General features: G+C 69.5%; 6 protein-coding genes. 5 read left to right on the plus strand and 1 reads right to left on the minus strand.

The window, feature by feature from the left end:
* Window positions 1–15 precede the first annotated feature (15 nt).
* Entirely contained in the window at window positions 16–639 is a 624-nt protein-coding gene (locus AC07RV_RS00635; RefSeq protein WP_296783774.1) for a TetR/AcrR family transcriptional regulator, read from the minus strand.
* A 36-nt stretch (window positions 640–675) separates the two neighbouring features.
* Here AC07RV_RS00635 and AC07RV_RS00640 point away from each other — a divergent pair, with 36 nt between their 5' ends.
* The 5 genes from AC07RV_RS00640 (at window position 676) to AC07RV_RS00660 (ending at window position 15439) form a co-directional block, all read left to right on the plus strand.
* Window positions 676–846, plus strand: a complete 171-nt coding sequence (locus tag AC07RV_RS00640; protein WP_296783771.1) for a hypothetical protein — start codon at window positions 676–678, stop codon at window positions 844–846.
* A gap of 178 nt (window positions 847–1024) precedes the next feature.
* Window positions 1025–1732, plus strand: coding sequence for an STN domain-containing protein (locus AC07RV_RS00645; RefSeq protein ID WP_296783770.1), 708 nt, complete (start codon window positions 1025–1027; stop codon window positions 1730–1732).
* A gap of 3 nt (window positions 1733–1735) precedes the next feature.
* On the plus strand, window positions 1736–2263 hold the full coding sequence (locus AC07RV_RS00650; RefSeq protein ID WP_296783768.1) for an RNA polymerase sigma factor: 528 nt from the start codon (window positions 1736–1738) through the stop codon (window positions 2261–2263).
* 72 nt (window positions 2264–2335) lie between these two features.
* Window positions 2336–3328, plus strand: coding sequence for a FecR family protein (locus tag AC07RV_RS00655; RefSeq protein WP_296783766.1), 993 nt, complete (start codon window positions 2336–2338; stop codon window positions 3326–3328).
* Window positions 3329–3706: 378 nt separating this feature from the next.
* Entirely contained in the window at window positions 3707–15439 is an 11733-nt protein-coding gene (locus AC07RV_RS00660; RefSeq protein ID WP_296783764.1) for a filamentous hemagglutinin family protein, read from the plus strand.
* The last annotated feature ends 32 nt before the right edge of the window (window positions 15440–15471 follow it).

A 15471-nucleotide genomic window follows, 5' to 3' on the forward strand; every position in this document is an offset into this window, starting at 1 on the left:
AAGATCAGTCGAAGGTCAGTCGAAGATGTGCATCGCGGCCTCGGCCACCGCCAGCATCTCCTTCTTGCTGCGGCCCGTGGTGCCGACCACGCGCATGCCCTGGAGCACGCACAGCACGAGGCGCGCGGCGGTCCTGTCGTCGAGGGCGGTGGCGATGGAGCCGTCGTCCTTGCCCTGCCGGATCAGTTCCTCGAGCAGCGCCTCGTTCCTGTCGAGCGAGCGCTTGACGCGCTGCGCGACCTCGTCGTCGAGCGTGGCCAGTTCGGTGGCCGTGCCGACCACCAGGCAACCGCGCTCGCCCTCGACGCCATGCGACGAGCCCGCGAAGAAGCCGAGCACGTTGAACAGCCGCTCGCGGCCCGTGGCGCCGCGCTCGACCTGGGCCCGGATCAGCGGGTCGCGCCTCTCCTTGTAGCGGTCGAAGGCCGCGAGAAAGATGCCGCGCTTGTCCTTGAAGGCCTTGTAGACGCTGCCCGAGGTCAGCGCCATCGCGGCCGTCAGGTCGGTGATCGAGGTGCCGTGGTAGCCGCGTTCGCGGAAGACCAGCACGGCCTTGTCGAGCGCCTCGTCCATGTCGAACTCGCGTGGGCGGCCGCGGCCCCGCGTGGTGTTGACCTGGATCGAAGGGGAGGAGGACATGGGCGGCGAGTATATAGGGAATGATCGATCCCTATTATGCGGACCGGCAAAGGCGAGGCTTTCCCGGCCGCTGAACTGCGCTCCCTAGACCTGCTCACGGGCATCCGGCTGGCCATCGGCATCAACTGGATCGTGCTGATCGGGGCGCTGGGCGATCTGTTCGATGCGTTGGCGCGCTGGCTGCATGCGCGGTGGACGCATGGGTGAGGGGGCTGCCATGCCGGCGGTCACGAGACCGTCATTCGCGAATGTGATCCTCGCAGCAGTTGAAATACCGTCCACAAGCTTGCCGATACGATCCTCTTCTTCCTTGTCGGCTTCCGTGCATGGTGGTTGTGGGCGAGTTGTCGTACGGGGCTCTGGCCGGGGCAAGGACGACAGGCTCGTGCGAGCCGTTGCCTCCGGCCTGACGTGTACCGCAGTTTGCGTCTGCATCGCCTGGATATCGACAGCGAAGGCGGTCGCCGCGGGTACCGACGCGCAGTCGGTGGATATCGCCACTGGCGCTTCGTCCGAATCGCAGATGCTGGACTTCGATGTGCCGGCGCAGCCATTGGTGACTGCCTTGGCGCAATACGCCACGGTGTCGGGGCGATCGGTGATGTTCATCGACGAATGGGTGGCCGGGCGAACTTCCGCGCCGGTGCGAGGGCGCTATACCTCGCATGCAGCCTTGCGGATCTTGCTGGCCGGCACAGGCTTCACTGCGCATGACGTGGACACCCAGCTTTCCGGTGCCTTCATACTGAAGCGTGTCGCAGGGGCGCCTGTGGTGGCATCGGCTGCCGGTTCGCAACGCCGGTACGACGCCCTGGTTCAGGCCCGTGTCTGGGAGGCATTGTGTGCCGATCTCCGCACTGCCCCCGGCCACTACCGCTCGATCCTGCAACTGCGGGTGGCCGCGTCGGGCCACATCAGCCAGGCAAGCCTGGTTTCGTCTTCGGGAGATCCTGGGCGGGATGCGGCCATGCTCGCGGCATTGGCGAATCTGAAGATGGACCGCCCACCACCAGCGGACCTGGCTCTGCCGCTCACGCTCGCCATCCTCCCGCACGACGTATTGCCCGGACCCCGCTGTGCCACGGTGCACTGACGCATGACGGAGGACGTCATCCCGCTGCTGCGCAGCTTCCTGGTTCAACGCTACGATCAGCTCAAGCAACGCTTGGCCCTGCGGCTGGGGAATGCCGAACTGGCGGAAGACGCCTTGCACGAGACTTGGCTGAAGCTGCAGCGCAGCCAGTCCATTCCGGGGCCCATTGCCACGCCCCAGGCGTATCTGCTGCGCATGGCGGTCAACCTGGCCATCGATGTGCGGCGCGCGCAGAGCCAGGTCTTGCTGTCCGACGACATCGAGGCGCTGATGAACGAACTGCCGGACCCGGCGCCCGGTCCCGCCGAGGTGGCCGAAGCCCGTTCGCAGCTGGAGGCGCTGGATGACCTTCTGTCGCGCTTGCCGCCGCGCCGCCGCGAAATCCTGCTGCTGGTTCGGCTGGAGGGCTGGTCCCAGCGGGACGTGGCCAAGCGGCTCGGTATTCCCGTGCGGAACGTCGAGTACGAACTGAAAGCCGCGCAGGATTTTCTGTTCTCACGACTGGAACCGAAATCCGGCGGGTTTTCATGACGGCACGAAGAAACAGTTTGAGGATTGCGGCGTCCGCAACCGTCTACAAGGTACGGGCCCCCTGAGACCATCATGACGACGCACCCTCAACCACTGAAGCTGCCCGAGACCCTGCGCGAAGACGCGCGCGCCTGGGTGCGCAAGTTGCATTCGGGCGCCGCGACGCAATGGGAGGCACAGGCGTTCCGGCGCTGGCGTGACGCAAGTCCCGCGCATCAAGCGGCGTTCATCGAGGCCCGGCAGCAGTGGCGAGTGCTTCAACCCGCGCTGAACAGTCTGGTGCGCAGCGACGCCGAAGCGGCGAAACTTCACCGCGAAACCCTGCGCACGCCCGAGGCGAGCCGCCGGGCCTTCCTGGGCGCGGCTGGAGCGGCAGCCGTGGCTGGTGTCGCGGGGGTGGCGGTCTATTCGCCCTTGGGGTTGTGGCCCGCGGCCAATGAATGGAACGCGGACTGGCGCACGGTCGCCGGCGAGCAGCGTGCGATCGCGTTGTCCGATCAGATCGGCGTGACCTTGAACACCCGGACCAGCGTCCGCCGGTTGACCTCGGACGGCCAGACCGTGGGGCTGGAATTGCTGAACGGCGAAGCGGCGATCGAGATGCTGGCCAGCGCGCGCGACTTCAGCGTCGTGGCTGGCGCCGGTCGCAGCATTGCCGAATCGGCTCGCTTCGAGATCAGCCGCCTGGAAGGACGGGTGTGCGTTACCTGCCTGGCGGGGCGCGTACGCATCGAGCATCCGGCCGGCGACCGCCTGCTGCTCGCACGCCAGCAAGCGGTCTACCGCGATCACTCGATCAGCGGCATCGCCACCGTCGACCCCAAGGTGGCTTCTGCCTGGCGGCGCGGTGAACTCGTGTTCAAGCAGGTCCCCTTGTCCGCGGTGCTGGATGAGATCAATCGCTACCGCCCCGGGCGCGTGGTCCTGATGGTGGATTCGCTGCGGGGGAAAACGGTCACCGCGACCTTCAGGCTCGACCGTCTCGATCTGGCATTGCTCCAGATGCAGCGTTCCTTCGGCTTGAACGCTCGGTCGCTCCCCGCCGGTGTGCTGGTTCTGAGCTAGGGACAGGCCCAGGGGTCGGGTGGTGACCCTGTCTCGATGTCGCGTCGGGTCCACGTCGAATGATCGGTGGCGTTGTCGAGGCGTCTCATGGTTGTCGTGCGCAGCCACTGTGAAGCTTTCGTGACTTTGCCGAAGTGCAGCGCGTCCCCGTCGTTGATCTGCAAGGACTTTTCAGATGGAGGCCGCAGCGGCAAGCGCGTGCCCGCAACGAGTCCAAAAATATTCTTCTGGAATTCGACGTTTCCGTCCCGTCAAGGAACTGACGGCTCCTATCGCGTTGGCTCTTGATCGCCATCGCGGGGGGCTTCTTGAATGCGGCTTGCCTGCGCGAAGCGTGCAGCCCCTTCGGCACAGTCCTTACTTCGGCGGGAACAAGAAATGACCATCAGTGGGTACAACGAGAAGAATCGACCGACACGCGCGGCGCGGCAGGTTTTCAGGATGGCGCCAGTCGCGCGGGCCATCGCGGTGGCGCTGGCCGCGGGTGGGGTCCTCGGCAGCGCGCACGCCCAGCGGGTGTTCGGTCCGGCGTGGTTCGCCGACAAGGGCGCCACTCGGGCGGGCGTGATCGCAACGGGCAAACTGCCGAACGGCACGCCGGCGTCCAGCCTGATCAACCCGACGCAGCCATCGGCCGCGGCGAGCCAGCAGTTGCAGGCTTCCATCAACAACCTGAACCTGGCCGCGCGCACGATCGCCGCGCAACAGGCGCAGCAGGCACAGAAGCGGGCCGAGGCGCTGGCCAGCGGCGAATCTCCGCCGGACGGCCTGGCCGAAGGCGGCCTGAAGGTCGACACTCATTCGCTGACGGCCGGCTGGCTCAATGCCAGGAATCCCGTTCAAGCAGCAGCGGACGGCAGGACCACGGTCACCATCGAGCAGACCGCCGACAAGGCCATCCTGAACTGGGAGACCTTCAATGTCGGCAAGAACACGACGGTGAAGTTCGACCAGCGTGCCGGCACCCAGGCCAAGACCGGCGTCAACGAGTGGATCGCGCTCAACCGCATCAACGATCCCAGCGGCCGACCCAGCCAGATCGCCGGCCGCATAGAGGCCGAGGGCAGCGTCTACCTCATCAATCGCAACGGCATCCTGTTCACCGGCAGCAGCCAGGTCAACGTGCGCAACCTGGTCGCCTCCAGCCTGAAACTCAGCGACGAACAGTTCAAGGCCGGTCTCAACACGCGCCTGGGCGCGAAAGCGGGCGACCCCGGTTACTGGAGCGGCCTGGAAGTCGGCGTCGGGATTCCCACCTTCGGCGAGAACCCCAAGCAGATGCCGACCGATTCGAACGTCCTGTTCGAAGACATGGGCCCGGCCTTCGATCCGGGCAAGCCGCCGGGCGACGTCAAGGTGCTGGCCGGTGCGCAGATCACGGGCCAGGGTGGCCACGTGCTGATGTTCGCACCCAAGGTCAGCAATGCGGGCAGCATCCGGACGCCGAGTGGCCAGACGCTGCTGGGCGCCGGCGAGAACGTGTGGCTGGAAGCCAGGGAAATCAGCCCCACCGTGCGCGGCTTCGATGCCGTCGCCTCGTCGGTGCGGCCCTGGGTCTTTCCGGCCAAGTTCCTGATCAATCCGCAGACAGCGCCCGCCTTCCAGCCCTACCTCATCGGGCGCATCGTGTCCGACATCCTGCCGCTGATGGAGCAGCGCGCGGCCCAGGTCGGCTACAGCGTGCTCAACACCGGCATCGTCCAGGCCGATCACGGCGACATCACCATGGTGTCGCGCGAAATCAACCAGCACGGCATCCTGCAAGCCAGCACCGCGCTGAACAACCGGACCGGCTCCATCCGCCTGCACGCCTGGGGCCAGGGCGTCCACAACATCGACATCAATCTGGCGGCCAACGTCTCGCACCTGGCGGCCTGGTCGGGCGGCACGCTGACCCTGGGGCCGGACAGCATCACGCAAGTCGTCAACGACTGGCAGGACACCACCCGGATCGAAAGCGGCTCGCTGGCAAACCGCTACCAGCCCGGCCGCATCGAGCTCCACGGCAAGACGATCGACGTGCAGACCCGTGCCCAGGTCACCGCCGCTGCAGGCAACATCGACATCCAGGCCCAGGCCAACCCTGCGGCCCTGCAGCGCAACACCCAGGTGGGCGACGGCAGCCGCATCCTCATCGGTGAACATGCCACCGTCAGTACCGCGGGACTGATGCAGATGCCGGTGGACATGGCCAGCAACTTCATCGAAGCCGAACTGCGCATCAACGAACTGCGCGACTCCCACCTGCAAGCGAATACCTGGCTGTACGGCCGGAAGGTCGTCGTGGATCGACGCAAGTCGGGGACCTTCAAGGGGCTGATGGCGGGGGTCGAATGGGTCACCGACGAGTCCGGCAAGGCGGTCAAGGGCGTCTGGGTCGGCACCCCGCTGGCGGACGTGACGGGCTGGGTGGGCAACGGCCTGATCGGCTTGTCCGAGCTGGCGGCGCGAGGCGGCGACATCACGATCCAATCCAACGGCTCGGTGATCACGCGGCCGGGATCCATTCTGGACGTGTCCGGCGGCTCGGTGCGTTACAGCGACGGCTGGAACACGGAAACGCTGCTGCGAGGCGTGGACGGGCGCAGCTACACCATGTCGTCCGCTCCGGCGGACATGACCTACGAGGGCATCGCGGGCCAGTACCAGTACACGCATGCGCGCTGGGGTGTCACGCAGACCTATGTCAATCCGCTGTTGTCGGGGCGGCGCTGGGAGCCGGGCTACGAGGAAGGCCGGAATGCCGGTTCGATCGACATCCGTGCCGGCAGCGCCTTCATCCTGGAGGGTGAGTTCAGGGGCTCGGTGCAGCCCGGCGACCGGGTGCAGGAAGCGTCCGAGCTGCCTCGGGCCGGCCGCCTCACGGTGGGTTCCAACCGGGCGCAAGAGGGCATGTGGACCTTGGGGCAGGTCATCATCAGCGACAGGCCCGCGCTGCTGCCGGCGGGTTTCTCCATCGACAGCCCGCTGGGCAGGGATGCCTTCCTGACCGAGCCGGAAGGGCAATCCCCCGGCGCCGGCGCGGGCGTGGGCCGCACCACGTGGCTGTCCGCCGCGGGGCTGAGCCATTCAGGCCTGGGCGCCATCGAGTTGAACCTCAACACGGGCTTCGTGCTGGAAGACAACGCGGTGGTGAATCTGCAGCCGGGGGCGCGCTTCACGGCCGCGGTCTACGACGGCCAGGGCATCCCCGGCAACTTCGACATTCAGGGCAAGCTCATCGCCCCGGGTGGCTCCATTGCCCTGAGCGCCGGCGGCCAGGCGGACAGCGTGCTGCGCCTGGGTGCGAACAGCCTGCTGAGCGTCGCGGGCCAGTGGGTCAACGACACCGCTGGGGGCGTCACGCTGGGCCGCGCCATCCATGGTGGCTCGATTGCCCTGGGGACCCCGATGAAAGAGGGCCTCGGCACGGTGTACGGCAACGTGGACGTGGCCGCCGGCGCAGCGCTGGACGTGTCCGGCGGCGGCTGGCTGTCCGGTGTCACGTCGGGCGGCAAGGCGGGCAAGGTGCAGGCGGGCAATGGCGGGGCCATCACCCTGACGGCGTTCGACAACACGGCGCTCGACACGCTGGACCTGCGCGGCTGGGCGGGGGGCGATGCGTCCCGGCTCACCATCACCGCGACCGGTGACGTGCAGGTGGGCGGCTCCGCGCCCGCGGGCGGGGCAACGGGCGGAAGTGCATCGGGCGCAGCCAAGCCGCTGCACCTGCCGCAGACCCTGTACGCCGAGCGCGGCTTCGGCACGATCGGCATCCGTTCGCTCGGCGGGGACATCGTGGTCGCGGAAGGCGCACGGGTCCACATCCAACCCGCGAGCTGGGACATGCCCGCCGCGGTATCGACGCTGCGCACGCTGCCCAGCGGCAGCGCATTGGGCGATGTGCTGGCCCCCAGGGCACTGGACGAACCGAGCGAGCCGCGCCGCGCCGCGCGCGCGCCCGGCGGCCTGTCGCTGGCGACCGCCGCGTCCGGCGGCGGCATCCGCATCGACGCGAACGCCAGCATCCAGACCGAAACCGGCGGCGCGATCTCGCTGGACGCCGACGGGTCCGGGCGGGCTTCCGTGCTTGTGGCGGGCCGTCTTCAGGCGCCGGCCGGGACGCTGAACATCCGCGCCAAGAACACCTTGACGCTGGCCGATGGGGCCGAATTGCTGCTGCCCGGCATGGCGCAAATCTTCCACGACCCGGTCATGCGCCTGCCCCAGGGCAGGGTGCTGCCGGGCGGCACGGTCACGCTGAACGCCGGCACGCTGGATGCGCAAGCGGGTGCGCTGATCGACGTGTCGGGCGCGCGGGGCACGGTGGCGTATTGGGATCGCGGCACGGGTGCGCTCGGCGCCCTGCGGCGCGTGAACCAGGAGCTGGGCAGCGATGGCGGCGCGGTCGTGATGACGGCCGCGGCCGGCGGTGCGATGAATGCCAGGCTTCGCGCCCACGGCGGCAATGCCCAGGCGGCGGGCGGGTCCTTGTCCATCACGGACACCAGCGCGGCCGGGAGTGCGTCCGGGGACCTGGTGGCGCCGGACATCGGCTCCTTCCTCTACTACAAGAGCCCCACCGGAACGTACACGTTCAACGGCGAAAGGTACGCGCGGATCATCGGCACCAGCGGCAACCTCGACGTCCACGACGAGTACGTCGGCGACGTCAAGATGAGCAGTGCCATGCGCACCGCGCTCAACACGATGCTGCCGACGTCGGTGTCCAGCAGCCAGGGGCTGGTCCTCGACGCGGGCGCGGCGCTTGCCGCGGGACCGGGCGCCGACAGGGCGCCGTGGGAGCACGACGCGGGCATCGACAAGCGGGTGGTCGAACTGCTCAACAAGTATTTCTGGAGCGGCACCGGAACGGCACTGACCCACAAGATCGACATCGGCAACATCGCCACCTCGGATGGCACCCTGCACGTGTCGGCGAGGGCGCTGCAGGACACGGGCTTCTCGGCGGTCGATCTGCATTCCACGCAAGTGGGCGTGCGGCTGGCCGGCGGCGTCGACCTGAGCGTCGCCGGTCGCCTGGGCATCACCGCCCCGGTCATCAGGAGCGACGGGCAGGGCGGCGTGGTGCGCCTGCACGCCCGCCATCTGCAACTGAACCCGCTGGCAGGCACGGTCGACGCCACGGCCGGCAATGCCGGCGAACTGATCCTGTCGGCCAGCCAGGCCATCGACATCGCAGGCAGGGGTGCGAAGGGCGAGTCTGCGTCGCCCGTCGACGTCAAGATGCGCGGCTTCGAACGCACGGTGCTGGACACCGCCGACCTGCGCTTCGTGGCAGGGGCCTACAGCGAAGGCGGCACCGACTACGACGACTCCCAGCTCAGGGCCACGCTGGACGTGGGTGGCGCGCTGGAGATCAAGGCCGCGCAGGTCTACCCGGCCACGGCCGTCACGGCGCGAATCAACTCGGACCGGTCCATCACCGTGCGCGGCAACGGAAGCGCCGCGGCGCCGCTGTCGGCCGGCGGCAGCCTGACGCTGAATGCGCCCGTCATCGAGCAGGACGGCGTGCTGCGCGCGCCCTTCGGGCAGATTGCGCTGAATGCCAGCGAGCGCCTGACGCTGGGCACGAACAGCCTGACCTCGGTGTCCGGCGCGGGCCTGGACGTGCTCTACGGCAGCCTGCGCAACGCCGAATACTGGCTGGACCCTGCCAACCCGCAGGGCCGCAATCGTGCGAATGCCGGCGATGCCAGTTCCCTGGACGAAAACCGCTATCTGTCGTCCCTGCCGGAAAAGCGCGTGCTCCTGCAAGCGCCGGACGTGGCCATGGCCGCGGGCGCGGTGGTGGACATCGCGGGCGGGGGCGATCTGCATGCGTGGGAGCACGTGCCCGGCTCGGGCGGCTCGCACGACGTGCTGACGCTGCCCGGCATGTACGCGGTGCTGCCGGGCTACCAGGGCCTGTCGCCCGTGGCGGGCGGTGCGGCCGGCCGGAAGGTCTGGCTGGCCGGCGGCGGCCTGGGGGCCGGCTGGTACACGCTCCTGCCGGCACGCTATGCGCTGCTGCCCGGCGCCTTTGCGGTGCAGAGCACGGGCCAGGCCTTGCCGGCGTGGGCTGCGTCCCGTGGCGAGGTGGTGAACCTGCGTGACGGCTCGACGATCGTGGCCGGGGGGGAACAGGACACGATCAGCGGCGCGCGCGATGCCACGGCCTCGGGCTGGCGCGTGCTGCCCGGCAGCCTGGTGCGCAAGGTCAGCGAATACAACGAAGCGCGGGGCAACGCCTTCTTCTCGTCGGATGCGTTCAAGCTGACGCAATACCGCCTGACAGGGCAGGACGTCGTGACCCCGCGCCTGGCCCGCGATGGCGGCGCGGTGGTGTTCAAGGCCGACCGCGCGCTGACGCTGGACGGCGAGCTGCGCGCGCAACCCGATGCGGGCGGGCGCGGCAGCCTGGTGGACATTGCCGCCGCGAAGATCGCCATCGTCGGCGCGGGGCAGGACAGCAACGACCTGCGTGCCGACGGCTACCTGGTCGTGGACGCCGGCAGCCTGACGCGCTTCGGCGCGGGCAGCCTGCTGGTGGGCGGCACGCGCACGGGCGATGTGCGGGGCCTGCAGGTGGACGTGGCCGCCAGCGACGTGGTGCTGCGCAACACCGCAGGCACCGCGCTGAGCGGCCCGGAGGTGATCCTGGCCGCGGCGAATGCGGTGTCGATCGAGTCGGGCAGCGTGCTGCGCGCGGACGGCCGGGCCTCGGGCGACGAGGCGAACCTGGTGCTCAAGCCGCAGGTGGCGGCCGTGTGGAGCGACAACAACACGCCGAACGACACCAGCGACGACCACATCGTCACACCCTCCAGGGACTGGGGTGCGCTGGTGCGCGTGAGCAGCGGCCAGGCCGTGCGGGCGTTGCGCGAGAACGTCGACACCACGGTCGGCGGCCAGGTGCGCATCGGCGCCGGTGCGCTGCTGCAGGGCGGCGAGGCGTTGCTGCTCGACGCCACCAGCAACACCGAGATGGCTGCCGGCGCGCAGCTGTCGGGCAAGGCCTTGTCGGTGGCCGCGAGCCGCATCGGCATCGGCGGCGGCAGCGGCGGCCTGGTGCTGGACGCCGACGCCCTGGCGCAGCTGTCGCGCGCGCAGGCATTGACGCTGCACAGCTACGGCAGCCTGGACTTCTATCGCTCGCTGGACATGCGCGGCCTGGCACAGGTGGTGTTCGACGCCGCGGCCCTGCGCGGTCATGGCGCCGATGCCGTGCAGGTACAGGCCTCCCGCCTGACGCTGCAGAACACGGGCGCGGCGCTCGGCAGCGCGGGCACGGGCAGTGGTCGCCTCGAGTTGTCGGCAGGCGAACTGGTGCTGGGCGCGGGCGACAAGACGATGTCCGGTTTCGACCAGGTGCTGCTGTCGGCCAGCCGGCGCATCGCCGGCGAAGGCACCGGGGGCCTGGACGCCGGGACGGCGGCGCTGACGTTGCGCACGCCGGTGCTGCAAGGGGTGTCCGGCGCCGAGCAGGCCCTGCGAACGCAGGGGCAGCTGGTGTTGCAGCAAGAGGCGCAACTGGATGCGCAAGAAATGGCGGCACTGGGCCGCGCCAGCCTGGGCGCGCGCCTGAGCCTGTCGGGCCAGGGCGTGACCGTGGCGCTGCCGGTGCTCGCGCTGGGCGGCAGCATTGCGGTCGATGCCGGCACGGGCAACCTCACGGTCGCAGAGTCGGGCCGCCTGCACGCGGGGGGCCTAGAAAAAGTCTTCTTCGACGCGGCCCGGTACGTGGATGCGGGCCAGATCAGCCTCGCGACGCGGGGCGGCTTGATCGACCTGGCCGCGGGCAGCCTGCTGGACCTGTCCGCTCATCCGCACGGCGGCGACGCCGGCCGCCTGACGGTGGATGCATCGGCCGGCGGCCGGGTCCACTTCGGGGGCACGCTGCAGGCGCAGGCCGGTGCCGGCGGCAATAGCGGCAACTTTGCGCTGGCCATCGATCGGCTGGACGATTTCGGCGCGCTGGCGCGAACGCTCAACGATTCGGGTTTCAGCCGGTCGCGGCAGTTCCGCGTCCGCCAGGGCGACCTGACGATCGCGGGCACCACGCGGGTGGCCGACTTCGAAGTCATCACCGACCGCGGCGTGATCTCTGTCGACGGCACGGCGCGCGTCGAGGCCAACGCGGCCTACGGCGGCAGCATCCGCCTGGTCGGCGGGGCAGGGCTGACGATGCAGCCTGGCGCGGTGCTGGCAGCCCATGCCACCGACGCCATCGACGGCCTGGGCAGCAGCCGCATCGACCTGGAAGCGGTCGACGGCCAACTGAACCTGGCCGGCGGCACACTGGACCTGAGCGGCGGCGAAGGCGGCAAGCTGCGGCTGCGGGCACAGCGCACCGCAGGCAATGACGGCCTGAACGTCACGGCGCTGAACGCCGCCGTGCAGGGCGCGCGCTCCGCGGTGCTCGAAGGCGTGCGCCGCCATGCCAGCACGGACGGCACGGTGGAATCCGTGGCCCCGCAGGCGATCGCCGAGGCCAATGCCTTTGCCGGCCATACCGGCATCCTGACGCGGCTGGGCGGCAACGCCGGCGCCTATACGCTGGCGGCGGGCATCGAGATCACCAGCCCGGGCGACCTGACGCTGGGCCGCGACTGGAATCTGTTCGACAGCTTCGGTGCGGCGCACCGCGAAGGCACGCTCACGCTGCGCGCCGGCGGCAACCTGAACATCGACGGCCATCTGAGCGACGGCTTCGACGTGGCGGGCCGCGACAACGGCGCGGGCCGGGCGGCGCGGCTGCAGCAGGCCGCGTCGTGGAACCTGCGCCTGGTGGCGGGCGCGGACCTGAATTCGGTCGACGCACTGGCCACGCGGGCGCCGGGTGCGCTCGCGAGCGATGCCGGCACGATCCGCGTGGGCACGGCCGGTGCCGAGTCGGGCGCCGGCAAGCTGGTGCGCACCGGCAGCGGCGACCTGACGGTGCGCGCCGGGCGCGACCTGGTGCTCGCCCACAAGGAGTCCGCGCTGTACACGGCGGGCCGGGCCGAGGCCGATCCCACCCTGGGTGGCGGCTTCGACACCGCCAGCGTCGATGCCCAGTACGGCACCGCGGGCGGTCACCTGGACGTCGCGGTCCAGGGCAGCGTGCGCGCGCCGACCCAGCAGGGCGTGCGTTCGGACCAGATCCTGACCGAATGGCTGTTCCGCCAGGGGCGCTACGGGGGCGAGTTCGGCAGCCCCACCGGCTACTACGACGCGTACAACATGGGCGACAGCTGGGCGCCGGTCATGTCCGAGCGGGGCCAGCAACCGAGCTGGTGGGTGAACCACGCCAGCTTCCAGCAGGGCCTGGGCGCGCTGGGCGGCGGCAACGTGAAGCTGTCGGCGGGCGGCGACCTGGTGAACCTGGTGGTGGCCTTGCCCAGCACCATGCGCGTGACGGGCGGGCGTTCCGCCGGCGATGCCGCGGCCTCCATCGTGACGCGCAACGGCGGGCAGCTGCAGGTGAGCGCAGGCGGCGCCCTGAAGGCCGGCCAGTACTACGTGGGCCGCGGCGCCGGCGAGATCGACGCCGGCACCAGCGCCGCCGGCTACGTCATGACCGGCACGTCGAGCAACGGGTCCGGCGCCACCTATGCCTACGACATCGCGCCCGTGCTGGCGCTGTCGGACGCCACGCTCAAGCTGCAGACGCTGGGCGACCTGGTCCTGCAGACCGTGATCGACCCCATGCAGATACGCCGGGCCTACATCGACCAGGCCGACAAGGACACCAGTGGCGGGGCCAGCCATGCGATGTTCATGAGCAGCCAGACCGAGCGCAGCGCCGTCACGCTGGTGTCCACCGGCGGCAACGTGCGCCTGGAAAACCAGTCGGAGTACGTGGCGGGCAACGACACGGGCAACACCACCAAGCTGGTGAACGGCATGACGGACACCAAGCTCCAGACGGACATGGTGGGCCTGTATCCGGCCAAGCTGAGCGTGTCGGCCCTGAGCGGAAGCATCGACATCGCAGGCCTGCTGGCGATGGCGCCGGCGAACACCACCGACCTCTCCTTGCTGGCTGCCCAGGATCTGCGCTTCCTGCGCGGCAGCAGCCTGCTGAACACGGGGGCCATCGTGATGACCCAGACCACGCTGGACAAGTGGCCCTCGATCTTCCGCCCGTGGACAGGCCTCACGACCGTGCTGGGCGGTGCGTCGGCGTTTGGCGCGCCGCTGAAGTCCGTCTATGGAGGCTTCTCGGTGACGAATGCCTTCCTGACGAACAGCGCCAATGGGGGGGCGGAGCTGTTCGACAACCCGGAGACGCTGCCGATGCAGGCGCACGACTTCGCGCCCAGCCGCCTCTACGCGGGGGGCGGTTCCATCAGCGACCTGAACCTGATCGCGTCGGAATCGGTGCGCGTGCAGGCCGGCACCGACATCCGCAATTTCGAGCTGAGCGCGCGAAACCTGCGCGCCACCGACAGCACGGTGCTGGCGGCGGGCAACGACATCCTGGCTGTCGCCAACCGGTTCCTGTCGCATCCCTATGCGGGAGCCAGCGGAGGCGCGGCCTCGTACTACTACGACAGGGGCAGCCGCACCGCGCTGCAAGGGCCGGGGGAGCTGCTGCTGCTGGCCGGGCGCGACATCCAGGGCAACAACTTCTCGCTGTACACCAACGGCAATCGCTATTGGGACTACGTGTCGGCCACGCCGCGCGGCGAGGAAACGAACATCATCAAGGCCCTGCCCGTCGAGGGTGCCGACATCACCCTGATGGCCGGCATGAACAAGGCCGCCAGCTACGATGCCTTCGAGTCGGCCTACCTGAACCCGGCCAACGTGGCCGCCATGCCGCAGTACCTGAAGACCACCCTGGCGGACGGGACGGTGGCGCCGCTGTACCTGACCGACGGCGTGGACCACCGCGGCGACCTGCCCAAGCTCACGCGCCGGGGCCTGGTGTCCTTCGTGGAAGGCGTGCTCGGTGCCGACAAGGTCGCCGGCCTGACCGGCCGCGCGGACGGCAAGCTGAGCCCGCAGCAGGCGTGGGAGCAATACCGGCAACTGCCGTCCCTGGTGCGCGAGCAGTTCCTGCGCCAGGTCTTCGTCTATGAACTGCGCGAAGGAGGGCGCGACCAGAACGGGGGCGACGGGCAGAACGGTCCGATCAACGGCGGCTACCGCCGCGGCTCCGCGGCCATCGACACGCTGTTCCGCGGTGCGACGGCCGAAGGCCAGCCCGTTCGCTACGCCGCGGACCTGCCGGACAACTGGCGCAGCAGTTGGTCCGGCGTGGGCAGCATCGCCGCGACCCGGATGGCGGCGCGCACCCACCAGGGGGGCGACATCAACGTCTTCACCCCCGGTGGCGGCCTGCAGGTGGCGGGGCTGGGCGCGGTGGTGCCGGACGGATACGGCCTGGTGACGCTGGCCTCGCCGGGGCAGGTCAATGTGTTCGCCGACCGCGACATCATCGTGAACCGTTCGCGCATCCTGTCCTTCGTCTCGCAGGCCGAGCCCCTGGGCAGCGACCAGGTGTTGTGGTCCAGCCAGGGCGACATCGACGCCGGCCGCGGCGCCAAGACGGTGCGCATCCCGCAGGCGCCGGAAGTCACGTCGGACGCGGACGGCAACATCACCGTGCAGGAAAAGCGCGACATGAGCGGCGCCGGCATCGGCACCGTGGGCGAAGGCGACGTGGACCTGGTCGCGCCCAGGGGAACCATCGATGCGGGCGATGCCGGCATCCGGGTCGCCAGCAACCTCAACATTGCCGCGCTGCAGGTGCTCAACGCCGACAACATCCAAGTCGAAGGCGAAGCGACCGGTCTGCCGATGGTGGCGGCGGTGAACATCGGTGCACTGACCAACGCCAGCGCGGCGGCGGCGTCGGCGGCCATGGCGGCGCAGGAATCCCTGCGAAACGAGCGGGACGCAGCGCGGCGCAGCCTGCCGTCGGTGTTCACGGTGCGGGTGCTGGGCTTCGGCAACGAAAGCCTGTCTCCGGGAGGTGCGGATACATCGCCGCCGCCGCGCCCCGGCTCGCCATCGAGCGTTTCGCTTCGATACGACCCTGCCCACTCCGTGCAGGTCTTCGGACACGGCAACCAGTTCGACGCGTCCGTGATGTCGTTGCTGACCGAAACCGAGAAGACCAGGTTGCGGCATGCCAAGTAAGACGCTTTCCCCGCTCGACTTCGGTATCGGTC

The organism is Variovorax sp. GW821-FHT09B01, assembly GCF_059418345.1.

Bases quoted from the DNA above. Each gene is read 5' to 3' on its own strand.
- AC07RV_RS00650 (WP_296783768.1), top strand. From the start codon at position 1,736: ATGACGGAGGACGTCATCCCGCTGCTGCGCAGCTTCCTGGTTCAACGC.
- AC07RV_RS00660 (WP_296783764.1), top strand. From the start codon at position 3,707: ATGACCATCAGTGGGTACAACGAGAAGAATCGACCGACACGCGCGGCG.
- AC07RV_RS00640 (WP_296783771.1), top strand. From the start codon at position 676: ATGCGGACCGGCAAAGGCGAGGCTTTCCCGGCCGCTGAACTGCGCTCC.
- AC07RV_RS00655 (WP_296783766.1), top strand. From the start codon at position 2,336: ATGACGACGCACCCTCAACCACTGAAGCTGCCCGAGACCCTGCGCGAA.
- AC07RV_RS00635 (WP_296783774.1), bottom strand. From the start codon at position 639: ATGTCCTCCTCCCCTTCGATCCAGGTCAACACCACGCGGGGCCGCGGC.